Source organism: Bradyrhizobium sp. 149 (assembly GCF_023073915.1).
GTDB lineage: Bacteria > Pseudomonadota > Alphaproteobacteria > Rhizobiales > Xanthobacteraceae > Bradyrhizobium.
The window spans coordinates 135,001-155,845 of the sequence record NZ_JADPKK010000020.1 but is presented as its reverse complement, the minus strand read 5'-3'; the positions used below and the strand labels follow the sequence as shown (position 1 = coordinate 155,845).

Genomic DNA, 20,845 nt, shown 5'->3' with positions numbered 1-20,845 from the left:
TTTCTCCTCGGAAACAGTCTGGATCGTCGCTGCGCTCCTCGCAATGATAGAGGGGGTGGCTACGGCTTTTTCAGCGCCGCATGCGGCCGGCCGAAGTCGGGCGCGGCCGAATCCTGGCCGATTTCGACGATGCCGCGGCGGATGGCGCGGGTGCGGGTGAAGTGGTCGAACAGCGCCTCGCCGTCGCCGCGGCGGATCGCGCGGGTGAGCTTGGCGAGATCCTCGGTGAAGGTGCCGAGCATCTCCAGCACGGCTTCCTTGTTGGCGAGGAAGACGTCGCGCCACATCGTCGGATCGGAGGCGGCGATGCGGGTAAAATCGCGAAAGCCGCCGGCGGAGAACTTGATGACCTCGGACTCCGTCACCTGCGCCAGCTCGTCGGCGGTGCCGACGATGGTGTAGGCGATCAGATGCGGCAGATGGCTGGTGATCGCGAGCACGAGATCATGATGATCCGGCGTCATGACCTCGACCTTGGCGCCCATCGCCGCCCAGAACGCGCGCAGGCGATCGGTGGCAGCCGGATCAACGCCTTCCGGCGGGGTGAGGATGCACCAGCGGTTGATGAAGAGTTCGGCGAAACCTGAATCGGGGCCCGAATGCTCGGTGCCGGCGACGGGATGCGCCGGCACGAAATGGATGCCATTCGGCAGATGCGGCGCCATGTCCCTGACGATGGCGCCCTTGACCGAGCCGACGTCGGAGATGATCGCGCCGGGCTTGAGATGCCCGGCGATCTCCTGCGCCACCGGCCCGCAGGCGCCGACGGGAATGCAGAGGATGACGAGATCGGCGTCCTTCACGGCTTCTGCATTGGTCGCCACGACCTGATCGACGATGCCGAGCTCCATCACGCGTGCGCGCGTCTTCTCCGAGCGCGCAGTGGTGACGATCTCGCCGGCCAGGCCCTGGAGCTTCGCAGCGCGCGCGATCGAGCCGCCGATCAGGCCGAAGCCGATCAGCGCGAGGCGCTGGAAGTGCGGGGTCGCGCTCATCGTCCGGCCATGAAGTCGCGCAGGCCCTCGACGACGAGGCGGTTGGCCTCCTCGGTGCCGATGGTCATGCGTAGCGAATGCGGCAGGCCGTAGTTCTTCAACCCGCGCAGCACCAGCCCCCGCTTAGTGAGGAAGGCGTCGGCCGCGTCCGAGGTCTTGCCCTCGGTCGGGAAGTGGATCAGCACGAAATTGGCGACGCTCGGCGTCACCTTCAGCCCCAGCTTGCCGATCTCCTCGGTCAGCCAATTGCGCCAGGTCTCGGTGAACTGCCTCGACATGGCCTGGTGCGCGGTGTCCTCGATCGCGGCAACGGCGGCGTACATCGCCGGCGTCGACACGTTGAAGGGACCGCGGATGCGGTTGACCGCGTCGATGATGTGATCGGGGCCGAACATCCAGCCGATGCGCAGCGCCGCAAGACCATGGATCTTGGAGAAGGTGTGCGTCACCACCGTGTTCTCGGTGGTCGCGACGAGCTCGATCCCCATCTCGTAATCGTTGCGCGAGACGTAGTCGCAATAGGCTGCGTCCAGCACCAGCAGCACGTGTGAGGGCAGACCGGCGCGCAGACGCTTGACCTCGTCGAACGGGATATAAGTGCCGGTCGGATTGTTGGGGTTGGCGAGCCAGACCAGTTTGGTCCGCGACGTGACGGCTTTCAGGATCGCGTCGACGTCCGCGGTGAGGTTCTTCTCCGCAGCGACGACGTTCCTGGCGCCGACCGCCATGGTGGCGATCGGGTAGACGAGGAAGCCGTGCGTGGTCGAGATCGCTTCGTCGCCGTGGCTGAGATAGGTGTGGGCGAGCAGATTGAGGATCTCGTCCGAGCCGGCGCCGCAGATGATGCGGTTGGGATCGAGCCCGAAAGTGCGCCCGATCGCTTCGCGCAGCACGCGCGAGGTGCCTTCCGGATAGTCTTCCAGATGATCCGCCACGTGCTTGAACGCCTCGATCGCCTTCGGCGAGGGCCCGAACGGCGTCTCGTTGGCCGAGAGCTTGAAGACCTTGCGGCCCGGCTCCGCCACCGGACTCTTGCCGGGCGTGTAAGGCGCAATATCGAGAATGCCGGGATTCGGCACGGGGCGGGACATCTTCAACTCCGGAGTGGCTTAAGCGGTTCGCGACTTACGATTTCGACCCGGTCGGGGGCACCGTATAGCGGGTTGCGTGGCTGCCGACGAGGGCCGTGGAGCGCACCGAGGCTCCCGCTTCGATCAGGGCTGCCTTGATCTTGTCGAGGCTGCTCGCGGCGGTCACCGAGATCAGCAGCGCAGCGCCGTCGAAGGCGGTATCGGGCACGGCCACGATCTCGGCGAGCGGCGACAGGGCGCGCGCGACCTCGGCGTTCCACCCCGACACGCGCACGCTGAAGGTCTCGACCTCCGTCACCAGGGCGCTGTCGGCGACGCGCGAGACCGCGAACACGGGCAACGCCGCCGGATGGTCGGCGCGCTCGACAAAGGGCAGCCGCGCGATGATCTTTGGCGCGCCGGCTTCTTCCAGCGACAGCCACCACGGCGTGCGGCTCGAGGTCGCCGACACCAGCGCCAGATCGCCCTTGGATTTCGCGACCGCCTCGACCGCCGCCTGCGCGCTGAAATGCGCGACGTAGGGCACGGTGAAGCCGAAATGGAATCGCGCGGAATCGCGCATGGCCGGCTCGCTCGCCGAGATGTCGGCGTGTACCGAGAACGGCGCCTGGACATAGGTGAAGGTCGCGATGATGACGCGCCAGATGCTCTCGACCGTATCGAGCGGCAGAATGCCGCGATGGCGCTGGACGAGGTCACGCATCATGGCGGCCTCGCGCGCCGGGCGGAACGCCGAGCCGACCTCCTGGGTCTGCTTCACTTGGATCAGGCGGTCGATGATGTCGCCGCGCTGCATGAGGAGGCGATGCATGCCCTCGTCGATCGCGTCGATCTCCTTGCGCAATTCCTGGAGCGATGGTGGCGCGGGCGGACGTTGGGACATGTCTGACAGGGGTTGTTGAGAGGCGTTCCGATGCGGATCAGTCCAGTCGTCACCGCTGCGATGGATGTCCTGATTAGGCAGTCAGGGCGGCGAAAGCAAAGAGAAATGCGAAGGGAAATGGGGCCCTTTCCGCCGGCGGCGCGACAGGTGAATTTGGTTGATCCGGGCCGCGACTTGACGAAAACCGTCCAAGACGGTACTTTTTGCCCGTTCCGTGGTCATTTGAGCCGGCCGGCTTGCAGCCACGTTAAAAAACTCGCTAAACAGGCCGGGGACCCTTTCGATCCCGGCCGAACCTATCGTTCAGGCCGGGTTTTTTATGGCCTGATGTCAATGCGGTCACCACGACGACCGCAAACGAGGTCGATGGTCAGATGGTTGGCGTCCAGTCAATTTCGAGTCCCGCGATCACTGCCGACGAGCGGTCGCACGAGGTGGATCATCCGAGCTCGCAGGTCGCGCAGTTCGGCGCGGAGCAGCCGCTGCGGCTCGATTGCGGTGTCGATCTCAGCCCGTTCCAGATCGCCTACCAGACCTATGGCGTGCTCAACGCCGATCGCTCCAACGCGATCCTGATCTGCCATGCGCTGACCGGCGACCAGCACGTCGCCAATGTGCACCCTGTCACCGGCAAGCCCGGCTGGTGGGAGACGCTGGTCGGCCCCGGCCGACCGCTCGATCCCAGCGAGTATTTCATCATCTGCTCCAACGTGATCGGCGGCTGCATGGGGTCGACCGGTCCGGCTTCGATCAATCCCGCGACCGGCAAGGTGTGGGGGCTCGATTTCCCTGTCATCACCATCCCCGACATGGTGCGCGCGCAGGCGATGCTGATCGATCGGCTCGGCATCGACACGCTGTTTGCGGTGGTCGGCGGCTCGATGGGCGGCATGCAGGTGCTGCAATGGACTGCGGCGTATCCGAGCCGCGTGTTCTCCGCGCTGGCGATTGCCTGCTCGACGCGGCACTCGGCGCAGAACATCGCGTTCCACGAGCTTGGCCGGCAGGCCGTGATGGCCGATCCCGACTGGCACCACGGCGGCTATGCCGATCGCGGCATCCATCCGCATCGCGGCCTCGCTGTCGCGCGGATGGCGGCGCACATCACCTATCTCTCGGACGCCGCGCTGCATCGAAAATTCGGCCGGCGGATGCAGGACCGCGAGCTGCCGACCTTCTCGTTCGACGCCGACTTCCAGGTCGAGTCCTATCTGCGCTACCAGGGCTCGTCCTTTGTCGAGCGCTTCGACGCCAACTCCTATCTCTACCTGACCCGTGCGATGGACTATTTCGACATCGCCGGCGATCATGGCGGCGTGCTGGCGAAGGCGTTCACGGGAATCCAGACCCGCTTCTGCGTGGTCTCCTTCACCAGCGACTGGTTGTTCCCGACCTCGGAATCGCGGGCGCTGGTGCACGCGCTGAATGCGTCGAGCGCGCGGGTGTCGTTCGCCGAGATCGAGACCGATCGCGGTCACGACGCGTTCCTGCTCGACGTGCCCGAATTCCTCGACATCTCCCGCGCCTTCCTGCAATCGGCAGGCAAGGCGCGCGGGCTCACCGCCAAGAATGCTTAAAGACAGGACCGCTAGCCATGTCTGTACAGGAAGCGTTGCCGCTGGGCGGCGTTGCGGCCGGGCAACCCGATCAGTTTCGCGCCGACCATGTGCTGGTCGCCGAGATGGTCAAGCCGGGCTCGAAGGTGCTCGACGTCGGCTGTGGCGAGGGCGACCTGCTCCAGCTGCTGGAGACCCGCGGCGTCGACGGCCGGGGCATCGAGCTGTCGCGCGAGGGCGTCAACCGCTGCGTCGCCAAGGGGCTCGCAGTGGTGCAGGGCGATGCCGACACCGACCTCGTGAATTATCCGGATGACGCCTTCGACTACGTGATCCTGTCGCAGACGTTGCAGGCCACGCGGCAGCCGAAAGTGGTGCTGGAGAACCTGCTGCGCATCGGCCGTCGCGCCATCGTGTCGTTCCCGAATTTCGGCTTCTGGAAGATGCGGCTCCAGCTCTTGATCGGCGGCCACATGCCACGCACGGAGAATCTGCCGGCAAGCTGGTATGACACCGCAAACATCCATTTCTGCACCATCAAGGACTTCGTCGAGCTCTGCGACGCGATCGACGTGAAGATGGAACGTGCCGAGGCGCTCGATCTCTACGGCCGTCCGCTGCGGCTGCGGATGCCGTGGTGGGTGTGGAATCTGTTCGGTGAGCAGGGCGTGTTTCTGCTGACGCGGGGTGGCAGGAAGTAGTTTCTCGTCATTCGGCACAGCGAAGCAATCCAGCGTCTTTCTGCATAGGATTCTGGATTGCTTCGCTCCGCTCGCAATGACGGAGTATGTGGGCGCGACTCTGTCGTTAATGCGCCGCCAGCGACCTCGGATCGCGCGCCGGCCATCTTCCCGCTTCAACCAGCGTGACGAACCGCTCCACCGCTTCGTTGAACAGCGCGGGCTCTTCGAGATTGAGCACGTGGCCGGACTTCGGAAACATGGCGAGCCCCGCCGCAGGCAGATGCTTCTTCAGGAACAGGCTTGCCCCCACGCACGGATCGTCCTCGTCGCCGCAGATGATGAGTGCCGGCGTCATGGCGCCTCTGATCGCGTCCGTCATCGCAAAGATCGAGGGGCGGCCGCCCTGGAAGCCGCGCATTGTCCGCGCCGATCCCTTGGCGTCGTGGCGCGCCAGTGCGGCGTAGAAGTCGGCGTGGCCGCGCGGGTCCTTTACCAGGAAAGGAATCCGGCTCGGCGCCTCGCGCGTGACTTTTGCGACTTCCGCGGAGCCGAGCGTCTCGAATTGCTCCGCGTTGGTGCGGCACTGCTTGCGCCAGGCGTCGAGGTTCTCGATCTCCGAGCCTGAGCCGACGCCGGCGAGCGTCATCGACAGCGCGCGTTGGGGCGCGTTGAGCCCGATCTGGAGCGACGAATAGGCGCCCATCGAGAGGCCGACGAGATGCGCGCGTTCGATCTTCAGATGATCGAGCACCGCGAGCGCATCGGTGTAGAAATGCGTGTAGCTGTAGACCTCGCCATCAGGCACATCCGATGGCGTGTAGCCGCGCGCAGAATAGGTGATACAGCGATGGCCGCGCGAGAAGTAGCGCATCTGCGGCTCCCAATTGGTGTAGTCGGCCGCGAATTCGTGCAGAAAAATAATCGGCGTGCCCGCGCCTGCTTCTTCGAAATAGAGACGGCAATTGTCCTTCGTGAGGGCGTGAGGCATCGGGTTTTCTCCCTAAGGTCGCTGCGGCATTGGAATGCCGTTCTGCGGTCAGCGCATACGACCCTAACACTTATTAATCATCGTCCAAAATCTCCCCGACCGCGTCTTGTTCTCGCCACATCAGGATACTGATACAGCCCGCGCATGTCGGCCCCTGCACGGGCCGACGGGGAAGTGGGGTGTCAACGAAGGATGAAGAATGTTCGAGTTGTTTGCGTCTCGCCTGTCGCGTTGTGTCGTCGCGCTGGCTGTTTTCTTCGCGGCGGTCGCTGCGTTCACCTCTCCGGCGTCAGCACGGCCTCATCGTCATAGCGCAGAGCGGCACGCTTACGCGCATCACGCCAGCCGACATCATCATTACCGGCATCAAGCACGCAGCTCGCGCTTTGAGCGCGGCGCGGCGCAATTGCAGGCGAGCGGCTTCGGCAACAGCTTCGCCAGCTATGACCCGAACGCCAATAGCGGCGGCATCGCCATGAACGGCGGCGGTGGAATGGCCATGAGCGGCAGCGGTGGAATAGCCATGAGCGGCAGCGGTGGAATAGCCATGAGCGGCAGCGGTGGAATAGCCATGAGCGGCAGCGGTGGAATAGCCGTGCGCGGCAGCGGTGGAATGGCGATGAGCGATAGCGGTGGGATGACCACGCGCGCCAGCCGTCGAATCACCATGAGGCGTGGCGGCGGGATGGCCACTAACGCGAATGTCGGCGGCATGGCGAATAACGCGACGAGCGGCGGAAGCTTCGGCGGCGGGTCGGGTCTCGTGTCCGAGGCACGCCGCTATGTCGGCGGCAATCCGACCGGCCGCGGCAGCCTGTGGTGCGCGCGCTTCATGAACATGGTGCTTGAGAAAACCGGCCACCGTGGCACCGGCTCCGACATGGCGAACTCGTTCGCGCATTACGGCACGCGTGTCTCCGGTCCTCAGGTCGGCGCCATCGCGGTCATGTCGCGCGGCGGCCGGGGCGGCCATGTCGGCATCATCACCGGCATCGATGCGCAGGGTAATCCGATCATGATCTCCGGCAACAACGGCAACCGCGTCCGCGAAGCGCCGATCTCGCGCGGCCGGATCTATGCGTATGTGATGCCGAATTGAGGTTTCTGCCCCGTCATTGCGAGGAGCGAAGCGACGAAGCAATCCAGACCGTCTCAGCAGATAGATATCTGGATTGCTTCGCTGCGCTCGCAATGACGGAGTTGGTTGAGACGGCGCCGCGTCACACCAATCTCGGCTCTTCCACCGCGATCGCATCACCGACGCCGATGTCGCCGTCGGCGATCACCTCGGCATAGATGCCGCAGTCCATGTGGCCGAGATTGCTTGAGAGCGTGGCCGGAATTTCGAGATCACGCCTGGCGGTATCAGGGTCGACATTGGTGGCCGGGCAGCGCTTGATGCGCTTGACCACCTGCAGCCGGGCCTGTCCGATCGCGAGCGTCTGGCCGACGAGGTCGAGCTCGGACCAGGCAGGCCAGCCCTTCACGTAGAGATTGGCGCGGAAGCGCAGCGGGTGGACGGCGGTGCCGCCGAGCATGGTCTCGAGCGCGCGGACGCTATCGAGATTGATGATGGACACGACCTTGCGGGCGACGTCGGAAAAGCTGTGGTCTCGGCCGGACAGGACCTTGGGCGGGCCCTTCAGCTCCGGCTGAAAGTTCTCGCTGAAATAGCCCTCGATGGCAGCGCGCCCGGCCGCGGTCTCGAGATCGCCGCTGGCGACGATCTGGCCGTCCTTGCGGATGGTGAGGCGGTTGGTCGCGTCCTCGAACCGGCTGTCGAGGGAAGCCAGCCGCTCATTCCGCGCCAGCATCAGGAACTGGATCTTCGGCTTCCACTGCGGCTCTTCCGGATCAAAGCCGCTGGGGCCGTTCTCGATGGCGTAGCGGCGGTCGGCGGGCAGGGTCTGGCCGGTCCGCAGCGAGACGCGGGGCAGGGGCTCCGGCGTCAGGCCCTTGATCGGATAACGGTAGAGGCCGGTGATCTCGGCGGTCTGGCTGGCTGTCATTGCGCTGGATGTCATGCCGCTACTTAGGGGATTCGGCCTACCGGCGCCAAGCGGGCGGATCCGCGCACGAAATTGTGAACTCGCCTCTTCCGATCCGAGGCCGCGCCTCCCACATCTGGGTCAGGCCGGCGCCAGCGCCGGCTGATAGCGACCGTTACCGGTTGAGAAACGTCAATGCGGTAATCGGAAACCCAATGAAGATGCCGTTGGAGTGCCTTAGAGGGCTCCAGGGGCAGGCCGAGGGAAAGACCACGACATGAACATCGACAAATATACCGAACGCTCCAGGGGCTTCGTCCAGTCCGCGCAGTCGCTTGCGGTGCGCGAAGGGCACCAGCAGTTTTCGACCCTGCACGTCCTCAAAGTGCTGCTGGATGACAGTGAAGGCCTTGCGGCCGGCCTGATCGATCGCGCCGGCGGCAATTCCCGCGCAATTCTGAAGGCGACCGAGGACGCCCTGAACAAGGTGCCGAAGGTCTCTGGCGGCGGCGCCGGTCAGATCTATCTAGCGCCCGAACTTGCCCGCACCTTCGACGCCGCCGAAAAGGCTGGCGAGAAGGCCGGCGACAGCTTTGTCACAGTCGAGCGGCTGTTGCTTGGCCTCGCGCTGGAGAAGACCAGCGAGGCTGGCGCGATCCTGGCCAAGGGCGGTGTCACCCCGCAAAACCTCAACGCGGCGATCGAAGCGCTGCGCAAGGGCCGGACCGCCGACTCCGCGACCGCCGAGAACGCCTATGACGCGCTGAAGAAATATGCCCGCGACCTGACCCAGGCGGCGCGCGACGGCAAGCTCGACCCGGTCATCGGCCGCGACGAGGAGATCCGCCGCACGATCCAGGTGCTGTCGCGTCGGACCAAGAACAATCCGGTCCTGATCGGCGAACCCGGCGTCGGCAAGACCGCCATCGCCGAGGGCCTCGCGCTGCGCATCGTCAACGGCGACGTGCCGGAGAGCCTCAAGGACAAGAAGCTGCTGTCGCTCGACCTCGGTTCGCTGATCGCGGGCGCAAAATATCGCGGCGAGTTCGAGGAGCGGCTGAAGGCCGTGCTCCAGGAGGTAACCGGGAGCGAGGGCAATTTCGTCCTGTTCATCGACGAGATGCACACGCTGATCGGCGCCGGCAAGGGCGATGGCGCGATGGACGCCTCCAACCTGCTCAAGCCTGCGCTCGCCCGGGGTGAGCTGCACTGCATCGGCGCCACCACGCTCGACGAGTACCAGAAGCACGTCGAGAAGGACGCGGCGCTGGCACGGCGCTTCCAGCCGATCTTCGTCAGCGAGCCCTCAATCGAGGATACCATCTCGATTCTGCGGGGGCTGAAGGACAAGTACGAGCAGCACCATGGCGTGCGGATCACGGATTCCGCGCTGGTGGCCGCCACGACGCTGTCCAACCGCTACATCACGGACCGCTTCCTGCCGGACAAGGCCATCGACCTCATGGACGAGGCGGCGGCGCGATTGAAGATGCAGGTCGATTCCAAGCCGGAAGAGCTGGATTCGATGGATCGGGAAATCATCCGGCTGAAGATCGAACAGGAAGCATTGAAGAAAGAGAGCGATGCCGGTTCGAAGAGCCGCCTGCAGACGCTGGAGAAGGAGCTGGCCGACCTCGAGGAGAAGTCCGCGGCGCTCACCGCACGCTGGAGCGCGGAGAAGAACAAGCTCTCCGACGCCCAGAAGCTGAAGGCCGAGCTCGACGGCTTGCGGGTCGATCTTGCCAACGCGCAGCGGCGCGGCGAATTCCAGAAGGCCGGCGAGCTCGCTTACGGCCGCATCCCCGAGCTTGAGAAGAAGCTTGCTGAAATCGAGGCCAAGGAAAATACAACGGAAAACGCCGGCGAGATGATGGAGGAGGCTGTTACCGCCAACCACATCGCGCAGGTGGTCTCGCGCTGGACCGGCGTGCCCGTCGACAAGATGCTGGAAGGCGAGAAGGACAAGCTCCTGAGGATGGAGGACTCACTCGGCAAGCGTGTCGTCGGCCAGGCCGAAGCCGTGCATGCGGTCGCGACCGCCGTGCGCCGTTCGCGCGCAGGGCTGCAGGACCCCAATCGGCCGACCGGCTCGTTCATGTTCCTGGGGCCCACCGGCGTCGGCAAGACCGAGCTGACGAAAGCGCTCGCCGAGTATCTCTTCAACGACGAGACCGCGATGGTGCGCCTGGACATGTCCGAGTACATGGAGAAGCACTCGGTCTCCCGGCTGATCGGCGCGCCTCCGGGCTATGTCGGCTATGACGAGGGCGGTGCGCTGACCGAAGCCGTGCGGCGCCGGCCCTACCAGGTGGTGCTGTTCGATGAGATCGAGAAGGCGCATCCTGACGTCTTCAACGTCCTGTTGCAGGTGCTCGACGACGGCCGCCTCACCGACGGCCAGGGCCGCACCGTCGACTTCCGCAACACGCTGATCATCATGACCTCGAACCTTGGTTCGGAGTTTCTGGTGAACCAGCCGGAGGGCGAGGACACCTCGGCCGTGCGCGAGCAGGTGATGGGAATGGTGCGTGGGCATTTCCGCCCCGAATTCCTCAATCGCGTCGATGAGATCATCCTGTTCCATCGCTTGCAGAGGAGCGAGATGGGCCGGATCGTCGAGATCCAGTTCGCGCGGCTGCAGAAGCTCCTCACGGATCGCAAGATCGTGCTGACGCTCGACGCGGCGGGCCGCGACTGGCTCGCCGCCAAGGGCTGGGATCCCGCCTACGGCGCACGGCCGCTGAAGCGTGTGATCCAGCGTTACGTCCAGGATCCGCTCGCCGAGATGATCCTCGCCGGCGACGTCAAGGACGGCGACAGTGTTGCGATCTCGTCCGAAGGCAACGTGCTGACCTTCAACGGCAACGCACCGCAGACCGCGGAGATCGCCCAGTTCGAGGCGCCGGTGTCGAAGCGGAAGTTGAACTGAGCGCCGGCGCTCGCGCCTCCAAGCATGAAGCGCCCCGGAGAGGTCGTCCTCTCCGGGGCGATTTGTTTTGCGGGTTTTGGCGAACTTTACTGCGCATGCGCAGTGTGGCTTTGGCGATTCGTGTAATGTTTACGGTGCAGCCCTACCGGCATATGCACTCCATCTACAATTTTGACGCACTGCACGCACGGAGAGTGTTGTGCAAATGAGACACGGAGAGCGCTTTAGCGCTCTGGCTGTGCGAATCTGCTTGAACAACTAGACACATCGTCGCCACAATCTTTAACGGGGAGTTAAGGGGGCGTGCCATGCGTGGCGTGGGGCAGTTGCGTCGACCTGTGGCGTTCAGCGTCTTGATGGTGGCTGGCCTCGCTTTGTCGGGATGCAAAACCTGGGATAGCGGGCCCGATAGACTGTACAGCCCGGCAGAGGAAGTATCCCTCGCGCGCGCTTGGTTGGACGGCGACATAGGCGCCGACGGCAAGCGTCGCATCCAGGGAATGGTCGAACGTTATTATTCTGTAGACTCGAATAGTCCGACGGCCGAAGGCGATCGGGTATTCTATCGCAATGAAGTTATTGCGCGACGGATGTACATCATCGATCTTGAGTACTCCGAATATGAAACGGCATTGACGAACGAGCGGCAGAAGTTCGGCTTTGGCACGTCTGTCGTCGCGCAAAGCCTCACGATCGCGAGTTCGCTCACGACGCCTCTTCGTTCCGCGCAAATTCTGGCAGGCGCCGCTTCCGGGGTGAGCGCGGCTCGTGGATTCTACGACAGCGAAGTTGTCATCGCAAAGACGATCCAGATCGCTCAAGGACATATGCGAGCCAAGCGGGACGATATTGCCAAGCGCATTATCCCATTGCGCGACGCGCCGTCAGCAGCCTATCCGCTCTCGGCAGCCCTGCACGATCTCGAAGACTATTATCGGGCCGGTACGCTCACCGCGGGATTGATTGAAGCTCTCGGAAAATCAGGAGAGGCAGCCGATCAAGCAGCCTTGCAGAAAGAAGTTGTAATAAGCGGAGTTTATAGCCCGGACTCGTCCACGAGAATTTTGGACGCATTTCTAAGGCCAGGCGGAGGCAATTCAGCAATCAATCGCACCAATCTCGCGGCAGCAAACGCCTGCTTGCCCAAAGGGTTCACAAACGTGCGAGGCATCCTCACGAGCTCCGGCCTCGGGCCGGTTAGACGCCAGGTCGTCGTCTGCCTTAAACTTTAGCCAAGCGGCGAAGTAGCAATATTGGAGGGCGTAATGTCTGAGATCATAACGAGCAGGCGAGATGCGATTAGCTTCGTAGAGTTCAACATCAACGAAGAAGCCATGAAAATCTCTCTAACCCTGAATAGCAATGGTACTTATACTGGCGCTACGGAATTCGACGATAGCGGACCAGTACCTGACCCAGCATCGGCGTCCGCCGCCAAGACTGCGGCGAAGACCGCGATTGAGGCCGGCAATGATACGATTGAGGTGACACTAGCTGCCGACGGCACGTACGCGGTTGCATAGCAGGCGCGGAAGTTAGCTACTCGCTGTTCTGATCGTGATCGTGATCTGGACGATGGCCGAGCCATCGCTTATTGGCGCCCTCCCGCGGGCGGGCTCGCCAAGTCCGTGGCTGATTGGAACGCGCCGGGAATTATCTCTTCACCACCTTGTAGATCGCATTCTCCACATCCGACGAGAAGTAGATCACACCGCCCGCACCGATCGCCACGCCTGTCGGAATATGCGTCGGCAGGCCGCCGGGCGCGCCTACCAGGCCGATCGGAAGGTTGGCCGCGATCTCCGTCACCGTGCCGGTTTCCGGTGCGATCTCGATCAACCGCCTCGCGCCCACCTCCGCCACGATCAGCTTGCCGTCGCTGGTGCGTGCGATGCCTTCCGGCATTTTCAGCTCCTTGACGAGCACGGTCTTTTCTCCGTTTGTCTCGATCTTGGACACGACGCCCGCAAAGGCTTCGGTGACATAGACCTCGCCGCTCGATCCACCGACGAGTCCGACCGGACCTTCGAGGTCGCCGATCAGCGTGGTGCGGTCCTTGCCGTGCTCGCCGCTGACGCGGACCAGCGATTTTGTGCCGAGCTCGGCCACCAGGATGCTGCCATCCGCGAGCACGATGGCGTCATGCGGCGCCTTGAAGCCGTGCAGCATGTCGCGGGTGGCGCCGGTCTTGCCGTCGATCACCTGCACCGTGCCGGTGAACCAGCTCGACATGATCACGTCGTTGCCCTTCGCCGTCGCGCTCATCGGATATTCGAGCGTGACGCCGGCGGCGTGCATGCGCGCCTTCTCGGTGACCTCGCCGGTCGCGCCGTCCACCGTGCGATAGGCGAACACGTCGGCGACGTGGATCGTATCCTTGCCGTTCTCTGACGTGACGCCGATGCCGCCGGGCAAAGCGAGCTTGCCGATGATGACCTGCCGCGCCTGGCCTGTCGCCGGATCGACCTCCTGGATGCCGTTGTCGGCCATGTTGGAGACGTAGATGCGGTCCTTGTCGTCGATCGCGAGATTGTCCAGCGACGCCTTCAATTGCGCGACCAAGGTCTTGGTGCCCGACTTGGGATCGACCCGAATGAGTTGGCCGAGCGCGGTGTCGACCACCCAGAGATTGCCCTTGGAATCGAAGTTCACCGCGGCCGGGACCTTGAAGCCGTCGGCGACGACGGTCAGCTCGGCTTTGTCGACATCGAGCTTTGCGATCTGTCCCTTGAACCAGAGCGGACCATAGAGCTTGTCGTCGGGGCCGAACTCGAAGCCGTTGAGGCCGCCCATCTTCTCCATGATCTGGCGCGGCGGTTTGACGCCCTCGACGTCGATCTCATAGAGCGTGTCGCCGAGGAAGACGGTGGTGGCGTAGAGCCTGCCGTCCTTGCGGAAGGCGAGCGAATTGATGCCTGCTAGCCCGGAAGCGAGCTTCTTGATCGGGCCGTCGCCCTTGCGCGAATAGAGATCGCCGGCCAGGAAACCGGTCCAGGCCATGGTGCCGTCGGGCGCGAACGCGATGTCGTCGGCCATTCCGATCGGAGCGGGGATGCCAACCTTTGCGGTACCGCCGGCGATGTCGACCTCGTAGAGCGCCGCGCCCGCGACGCTGCCGGCAAACAGATGGCCGGCCTTGTCGACCGCAAGCCCGTGCACGCCGTGGAACGCCGAGCCCGGAACGAGCCTGGTGACCTCCCAGTTTTCGGCGGAAACGCAGGTGGCGGAGACAATCGCAGCGACGAAGGCTGCGCAGGCGAGCCTGTTCTTCATGGCGAGACCTCCCATTTTTTGGAAAGTATTCGCCTCTCATACCGCTTTGGCAAACGAAACTTGACGTTGTGATGCGCCGAGCGAGCCTCGCGCGACGACGTCAAATCCAGATCGGGTTTGAAGACGTCCGGCCGATATCGGCCGGTTCGCCCGGCCTACCGGTTGGTGACCTGCAACGGGCCGCCGGTGGCGTCCGACATCCTCGCGATGGCGCCGGCGCGGCCGCTCATCATGCCGTCGAGCCGGTCGCGCTCCTTCTCGAAGCCGGCCAGCATCGGGCCTTCCAGCGAACGGCCGCGCGGCAATTTCACCCGCAGCGGATCGACGAAGCGGCCGTTGACCAGGATTTCATAGTGGACGTGCGGGCCGGTCGACGCGCCGGTCGAACCGACGAAGCCGATCACCTGGCCCTGCCGCACCTTCTTGCCGGGCTCCATGCCCTTGGCGAAGGCCGACATGTGGCCATACGCGGTCTCGTAGCCGTTGTTGTGCTTGATGCGGATGTATTTGCCGTAACCGCCCTCTGGGCCGGCCTTCTCGATCACGCCGTTGCCGGAGGCGAAGATCGGCGTGCCGTAGGTGGTGGCCCAGTCGACGCCGGTATGCATCTTCACATAGCCGAGGATCGGGTGGCGGCGGCCGCCGAAGCCGGAGCGCATGATGGCGTTGTTGACGGGCTTGCGCACCAGGAACTTCTTCGCGCTCTTGCCGGTCTCGTCGTAGTAGTCGACGACGCCGTCGTCGGGGCTCTGGTAGCGGTAGTATTTCTTGGTCTCGCCGCCGAGTGTGAGCGACGCGAACAGCACGTCGTTCTTTTCGCTCGCGGTCACGCCCTCGTCTTCGCCGGCGTAGAACACGTCGAATGAATCGCCCGGCGCCACCTTGCGCTGGAAATCGACGTCGTAGGAGTAGATCTTGATCATGTCGTCGATGACCGGCATCGGCACTTTGTTGCGCATCGCGGTCTCGTAGATGCTCTGGTAGAGCCGCACGCCGGTGCCGTCATCGTCGTCATCGTCGTCGCTGTTGGCGTTGGCCGCAGCGTCCGCGACGGTGTTCATGCTGGAGACGTCGACCGCGACGTATTTGCCGAGATCGGACAGCGCCGCGATCGCCTCGACCATGGTCTCGTTGGCGATGACGACGCGGTAGGGCTGCAGGCGGGCGCCGGGACTTGCGGGCGCCATCAGGATGCGCAGCTTCTCGCCTTCCTTGAGACCGCCGTCGCGGCCGCGCGGCCCGAGCGTCGCGGTGATCGCCTTGATTTCCTCGGCGGTGGCGCCGAGATCGCGCAGCACGCCGGCGACGCTGTCGCCCTTCTTGACGATGTGGACGCGTTCGCCGTTGGGATTGCCGCCGGTGATCTGCTCCTTGGTCTTCGGCAGCAGCGTGACGTTTTCCGGCACCACACGCGTCTCGAAGCCGGCATAGGGATCGGACGGAGACACTTCGGTGGCGTAGGCGCTTCTGATATCGGACGGGCCGGTCGCGCCGGAGACGTCGGCCGCGGCATTGGAGAGCGCGGCGTAGCGCACCCCGCCATTGCCGCGCCAGTTCGCGGCATCGCGCACCCGCATCAGGATGTCGTCGAGCGCCACCACTGCGGAAATCTTGGCCTTCGGCAGCACCTGGGAGAGGTCCTTGGTGACGAAGGAGACCTCGGCGTCGGGTTCGACCGCTTCGGGATTGTTGGGATCCTCGGATGCCGTCTTCGGATCGGAGCCGACATCGGTGAGAAGGCGCTGGGCGTTGAACGGCGGGATCTTGGCCGACAGGTCGCTCGTCGTCATCGACAGATTGCCGGCGATCCGGATGAAGGGGCGCACCCGCATCACGTCGCGGTTGCCGACACGGGCGACGGTCGAGACGCGCACGATGTTGCGCGAGGCCGTGGATTCATTGGGCGGCGGCAGGCGGTCGCTCTTGTGCAGCGTGGCGGCGCGGTCAGCTGCGCCGAATGCGCCACGCAGCGCGCCTTCGACGCGCTCCGGCACCTTGGCGAACGTCATCTCGCCGTCGAGCGAAGCGAAAACGGCGCCGCCGATCAGGGCTGCGCCGCAGAGTCCGGTCAAGATCGTCCCGCTGAACCATTGCACCGAGACGCGGCGGCGATCGATGACGGCGGCTTCAGAACCATCGACGGACAGCGGCGGCTCGTGGCCGAGATCGATGATCCCGGTCTCACGCCCGTAAGCGCCGCGTGACGTCCTGTGGTTCAACCCAAGTCCCCCAATCAACGACCCAAGAGCCTGATTTCGAGCAGCCCCGTTCCGAGCAGCCCGGTTTCGAGCCCCTCCTTACGTCGCCCTCTTCGGAGGGGCGTCGCTGGAACGGGCAAGCCGCATAGGCGTCCGCGGTCAGAAGGCCCTGATGACGGGCCGGCCGAAATTACGAACAGCTAAGCGGAAAAAGATCTCTCGATGTGTCTCGAATGTCTGAAGAAGGCCGCTTCATCGTGATCGCCTTCCTCTGACCCCACGAAAACCGCCGGCAGCCCCCACTGGCATCCCTGCGATTCAAGCTTTGTCTGTACCAGAACGCCGGGGGATTGTGGCTCAAGTACGGCGCCTAATATGGAAAAGTTTCCTGAACGGCCGGGCGCGAGAGACCTCCCCGGAGAGGCGCTGCAAGCCGCCTCCGGAAGCCCCTCGGACCCAAACTTTTTTGGGTTTTTTCACCGCCCCGGCTCGGTCGGCGCGCTCAGAGGCCGTCTAACCATCTGGGATCGCTTCGTTTTTCTAAACGATCCACCGTGCGACGATTTTCTGACAATGGTCGTTGACAACCCCGATGGGTGGGGCCTATAACCCGACCACTGAGCGCGGCGCCGCCGGGTCACTGACCAAGGCGAGCGAACGCGCCACTGATGCTCCTCACCTTGTTGAGTGACACAACAGTCGACGTAAGTCGATTGGAGTTCATCCATCGTCGGTAAGGGTGTCGGAACCCTTCCTCTCTGGAAGGTTGGGGCCTCTTAGGTCCCGGGCTGTTTGACAAGTGAAGATGAAGAAAGAGAAACGTGGACGGCGGAGTCCTTGCGGGTCTCGCATTTAAAGAGCTTCGGCTTTTTGGATCGGGACCGGACGAAAGACTTCGGCGGTACACGTTTTAAGGTTACACCATCGTTGCCAGCGATGTGAATCGCGGGCAGCTCATCGACTTCGGTTGATGAAAAATGGTGGGACCTCGTCAAAACGTTGTGATCAGCCGGTTCAAAGTTCAAGTCCAACTTGAGAGTTTGATCCTGGCTCAGAGCGAACGCTGGCGGCAGGCTTAACACATGCAAGTCGAGCGGGCGTAGCAATACGTCAGCGGCAGACGGGTGAGTAACGCGTGGGAACATACCTTTTGGTTCGGAACAACACAGGGAAACTTGTGCTAATACCGGATAAGCCCTTACGGGGAAAGATTTATCGCCGAAAGATTGGCCCGCGTCTGATTAGCTAGTTGGTGAGGTAATGGCTCACCAAGGCGACGATCAGTAGCTGGTCTGAGAGGATGATCAGCCACATTGGGACTGAGACACGGCCCAAACTCCTACGGGAGGCAGCAGTGGGGAATATTGGACAATGGGCGCAAGCCTGATCCAGCCATGCCGCGTGAGTGATGAAGGCCCTAGGGTTGTAAAGCTCTTTTGTGCGGGAAGATAATGACGGTACCGCAAGAATAAGCCCCGGCTAACTTCGTGCCAGCAGCCGCGGTAATACGAAGGGGGCTAGCGTTGCTCGGAATCACTGGGCGTAAAGGGTGCGTAGGCGGGTCTTTAAGTCAGGGGTGAAATCCTGGAGCTCAACTCCAGAACTGCCTTTGATACTGAAGATCTTGAGTTCGGGAGAGGTGAGTGGAACTGCGAGTGTAGAGGTGAAATTCGTAGATATTCGCAAGAACACCAGTGGCGAAGGCGGCTCACTGGCCCGATACTGACGCTGAGGCACGAAAGCGTGGGGAGCAAACAGGATTAGATACCCTGGTAGTCCACGCCGTAAACGATGAATGCCAGCCGTTAGTGGGTTTACTCACTAGTGGCGCAGCTAACGCTTTAAGCATTCCGCCTGGGGAGTACGGTCGCAAGATTAAAACTCAAAGGAATTGACGGGGGCCCGCACAAGCGGTGGAGCATGTGGTTTAATTCGACGCAACGCGCAGAACCTTACCAGCCCTTGACATGTCCAGGACCGGTCGCAGAGATGTGACCTTCTCTTCGGAGCCTGGAGCACAGGTGCTGCATGGCTGTCGTCAGCTCGTGTCGTGAGATGTTGGGTTAAGTCCCGCAACGAGCGCAACCCCCGTCCTTAGTTGCTACCATTTAGTTGAGCACTCTAGGGAGACTGCCGGTGATAAGCCGCGAGGAAGGTGGGGATGACGTCAAGTCCTCATGGCCCTTACGGGCTGGGCTACACACGTGCTACAATGGCGGTGACAATGGGACGCTAAGGGGCAACCCTTCGCAAATCTCAAAAAGCCGTCTCAGTTCGGATTGGGCTCTGCAACTCGAGCCCATGAAGTTGGAATCGCTAGTAATCGTGGATCAGCACGCCACGGTGAATACGTTCCCGGGCCTTGTACACACCGCCCGTCACACCATGGGAGTTGGTTTTACCTGAAGACGGTGCGCTAACCCGCAAGGGAGGCAGCCGGCCACGGTAGGGTCAGCGACTGGGGTGAAGTCGTAACAAGGTAGCCGTAGGGGAACCTGCGGCTGGATCACCTCCTTTCTAAGGATGGTTCTTCAGAAGCTTGCTTCTATCGAACTGTTTTAGAAACATCAGTGGCCAACGGTCGTCAGGATCGTTGAGCTGCATTGGCGGGATTTCGCCGTCTTCGTTTCTCTTTCTTCGCGGACGAACACGCGCTGGGGCTGCAATCTTGCAGAATCCCTGGTCCTTGACTGGATATGCGTTAGGGGCTTGTAGCTCAGTTGGTTAGAGCGCGCGCTTGATAAGCGTGAGGTCGGAAGTTCAAGTCTTCCCAGGCCCACCACACTCATCGAGTGAGCATTCGTCTTCTGGTTACGGGGCCATAGCTCAGCTGGGAGAGCGCGTGCTTTGCAAGCATGAGGTCGTCGGTTCGATCCCGTCTGGCTCCACCAGATGGTTTGATCACCGACTGCTCGTGCATCTAGATCGTCCGCGAAACATCACTTCGCACTTACTAGTCCGGATGGACAGTAAGCTGCGGGATTTCTGACATCGTAAAGAGGAGATCGATCCGAGTTGGATCGTACAGAAGCATTTCTGTGCGAGACTTCATTATCTCCGGATCATTTCGGCGCTCGTGCGTCTTCCAGGGTAGCTCACAAGGCTGCGTCTGAAGGACAAGCGAGTTGTAAATGATCCTTTTAGCGAAGCTTGACCGCCTCGCTATCGGAACGATCTTACGAAGCAAGCTGGTCTTTCTAATCATTGTCCGGCTGCAGATAGCGTTCATCGAGGGCGCGTGCCGCAAGGTAATTCTGCAGACAACATTCTGCCGAGTGTGTGGACATTGATAATGAGAGCAATCAAGTGCCTTAAGGGTGTTCGGTGGATGCCTTGGCGCTGAGAGGCGATGAAGGACGTGCTACGCTGCGATAAGCCGTGGGGAGCTGCGAAGAAGCTTTGATCCATGGATTTCCGAATGGGGAAACCCACCTTCGATAGCCGGAACTCCAAGACCTTTGTCGAAAGACATTGGTGTGGGGTTCGAACAGAAATGTGAGATGCCTAAGCCTTTAGATTTCGATCGAAGAGGTTTTGGATTTCCGGTTATCAAGAGAAGGTATGAGACTTCTGAATACATAGGAGGTTTCAAGCAAACCCAGGGAACTGAAACATCTAAGTACCTGGAGGAAAGGACATCAACAGAGACTCCGTTAGTAGTGGCGAGCGAACGCGGACCAGGCCAGTGATACATCAAAGACAATCGGAACCAGTCAGGAAAGCTGGGCCTTAGAGGGTGATAGCCCCGTACGAGTAATGCGATGATGTATCCACGAGTAAGGCGGGACACGTGAAATCCTGTCTGAACGCGGGGGGACCACCCTCCAAGCCTAAGTACTCCTCAGCGACCGATAGTGAACCAGTACCGTGAGGGAAAGGTGAAAAGCACCCCGACGAGGGGAGTGAAATAGACCTGAAACCGGACACCTACAAACAGATGGAGCCCAAGATACGTTCTGGGTGACATCGTACCTTTTGTATTATGGGCCAGCGACTTAATTTAACGAGCAAGCTTAAGCCGATAGGCGAAGGCGTAGCGAAAGCGAGTCTGAATAGGGCGTCAAGTTCGTTGTATTAGACCCGAAACCTAGTGATCTAGCCATGAGCAGGTTGAAGGTGAGGTAACACTCACTGGAGGACCGAACGGGTGTCTGTTGAAAAAGACTCCGATGACTTGTGGTTAGGGGTGAAAGGCCAATCAAACTGGGAAATAGCTGGTTCTCCGCGAAAGATATTTAGGTATCGCCTCGGATGAATACCT

General features: G+C 62.2%; 13 protein-coding genes, 2 tRNA genes, 2 rRNA genes and 1 riboswitch (1 of these 18 cut by a window edge). Of the genes, 10 read left to right on the top strand and 7 right to left on the bottom strand.

Annotated features, from left to right (window positions below; translation table 11 throughout):
- Positions 1–59: 59 nt before the first annotated feature.
- The 3 genes from IVA88_RS15740 to IVA88_RS15730 are packed head-to-tail and all read right to left on the bottom strand — an operon-like array spanning position 60 to position 2,969.
- Positions 60–995, bottom strand: coding sequence for a prephenate/arogenate dehydrogenase family protein (locus IVA88_RS15740; protein WP_247498149.1), 936 nt, complete (start codon positions 993–995; stop codon positions 60–62).
- Entirely contained in the window at positions 992–2,086 is a 1,095-nt protein-coding gene (hisC, locus tag IVA88_RS15735) for a histidinol-phosphate transaminase (protein ID WP_247498148.1), read from the bottom strand. The genes IVA88_RS15740 and hisC overlap by 4 nt, the downstream gene beginning before the upstream one ends.
- A 34-nt stretch (positions 2,087–2,120) precedes the next feature.
- Positions 2,121–2,969, bottom strand: a complete 849-nt coding sequence (locus tag IVA88_RS15730; protein ID WP_247498147.1) for a chorismate mutase — start codon at positions 2,967–2,969, stop codon at positions 2,121–2,123.
- Positions 2,970–3,173: 204 nt separating this feature from the next.
- Positions 3,174–3,253, top strand: a riboswitch (SAM riboswitch).
- Between the two features lie 90 nt (positions 3,254–3,343).
- On the opposite strand from IVA88_RS15730, the gene IVA88_RS15725 reads away from it, so the two are divergent.
- Both IVA88_RS15725 and metW read left to right on the top strand, forming a co-directional pair.
- Positions 3,344–4,546, top strand: a complete 1,203-nt coding sequence (locus IVA88_RS15725; protein WP_247498146.1) for a homoserine O-acetyltransferase — start codon at positions 3,344–3,346, stop codon at positions 4,544–4,546.
- A gap of 17 nt (positions 4,547–4,563) precedes the next feature.
- Positions 4,564–5,226, top strand: a complete 663-nt coding sequence (metW, locus tag IVA88_RS15720) for a methionine biosynthesis protein MetW (protein WP_247498145.1) — start codon at positions 4,564–4,566, stop codon at positions 5,224–5,226.
- 106 nt (positions 5,227–5,332) lie between these two features.
- Here the strand turns inward: metW and IVA88_RS15715 are convergent, their stop codons facing one another.
- The gene (locus IVA88_RS15715) at positions 5,333–6,196 is read right to left on the bottom strand and encodes an alpha/beta hydrolase (RefSeq protein ID WP_247498144.1); all 864 of its coding nucleotides are present in this window, start codon (positions 6,194–6,196) and stop codon (positions 5,333–5,335) included.
- Between the two features lie 199 nt (positions 6,197–6,395).
- Here IVA88_RS15715 and IVA88_RS15710 point away from each other — a divergent pair, with 199 nt between their 5' ends.
- On the top strand, positions 6,396–7,295 hold the full coding sequence (locus IVA88_RS15710; RefSeq protein ID WP_247498143.1) for a TIGR02594 family protein: 900 nt from the start codon (positions 6,396–6,398) through the stop codon (positions 7,293–7,295).
- Positions 7,296–7,416: 121 nt separating this feature from the next.
- On the opposite strand, the gene IVA88_RS15705 is transcribed toward IVA88_RS15710, so the two are convergent.
- Positions 7,417–8,205, bottom strand: a complete 789-nt coding sequence (locus tag IVA88_RS15705; RefSeq protein WP_247498142.1) for an MOSC domain-containing protein — start codon at positions 8,203–8,205, stop codon at positions 7,417–7,419.
- A gap of 256 nt (positions 8,206–8,461) precedes the next feature.
- On the opposite strand from IVA88_RS15705, the gene clpB reads away from it, so the two are divergent.
- From clpB to IVA88_RS15690, 3 genes are all read left to right on the top strand, one after another.
- Positions 8,462–11,113 (top strand): ATP-dependent chaperone ClpB, encoded by a 2,652-nt coding sequence (gene clpB / locus IVA88_RS15700; RefSeq protein WP_247498141.1) that lies wholly within the window; start codon positions 8,462–8,464, stop codon positions 11,111–11,113.
- 308 nt (positions 11,114–11,421) lie between these two features.
- Positions 11,422–12,345 (top strand): hypothetical protein, encoded by a 924-nt coding sequence (locus tag IVA88_RS15695; protein ID WP_247498140.1) that lies wholly within the window; start codon positions 11,422–11,424, stop codon positions 12,343–12,345.
- A 33-nt stretch (positions 12,346–12,378) separates the two neighbouring features.
- Positions 12,379–12,636, top strand: coding sequence for a hypothetical protein (locus tag IVA88_RS15690; protein WP_247498139.1), 258 nt, complete (start codon positions 12,379–12,381; stop codon positions 12,634–12,636).
- A 130-nt stretch (positions 12,637–12,766) separates the two neighbouring features.
- On the opposite strand, the gene IVA88_RS15685 is transcribed toward IVA88_RS15690, so the two are convergent.
- Both IVA88_RS15685 and IVA88_RS15680 read right to left on the bottom strand, forming a co-directional pair.
- Positions 12,767–14,386 (bottom strand): hypothetical protein, encoded by a 1,620-nt coding sequence (locus IVA88_RS15685; protein ID WP_247498138.1) that lies wholly within the window; start codon positions 14,384–14,386, stop codon positions 12,767–12,769.
- A gap of 155 nt (positions 14,387–14,541) precedes the next feature.
- A complete protein-coding gene (locus IVA88_RS15680) occupies positions 14,542–16,605 on the bottom strand; it encodes a M23 family metallopeptidase (protein ID WP_247498137.1) in 2,064 nt (687 codons plus the stop codon).
- A 1,007-nt stretch (positions 16,606–17,612) separates the two neighbouring features.
- Here IVA88_RS15680 and IVA88_RS15675 point away from each other — a divergent pair.
- The 4 genes from IVA88_RS15675 to IVA88_RS15660 form a co-directional block, all read left to right on the top strand.
- Positions 17,613–19,101: ribosomal RNA gene (locus IVA88_RS15675) — 16S ribosomal RNA — on the top strand.
- A gap of 188 nt (positions 19,102–19,289) precedes the next feature.
- Positions 19,290–19,366 (top strand) — tRNA-Ile (locus IVA88_RS15670).
- A gap of 33 nt (positions 19,367–19,399) precedes the next feature.
- Positions 19,400–19,475, top strand: a tRNA-Ala gene (locus tag IVA88_RS15665).
- A 409-nt stretch (positions 19,476–19,884) separates the two neighbouring features.
- Positions 19,885–20,845: ribosomal RNA gene (locus IVA88_RS15660) — 23S ribosomal RNA — on the top strand; it runs 1,912 nt beyond the window's last position.
- The 16S and 23S rRNA genes sit together here with 2 tRNA genes alongside, the layout of an rRNA operon.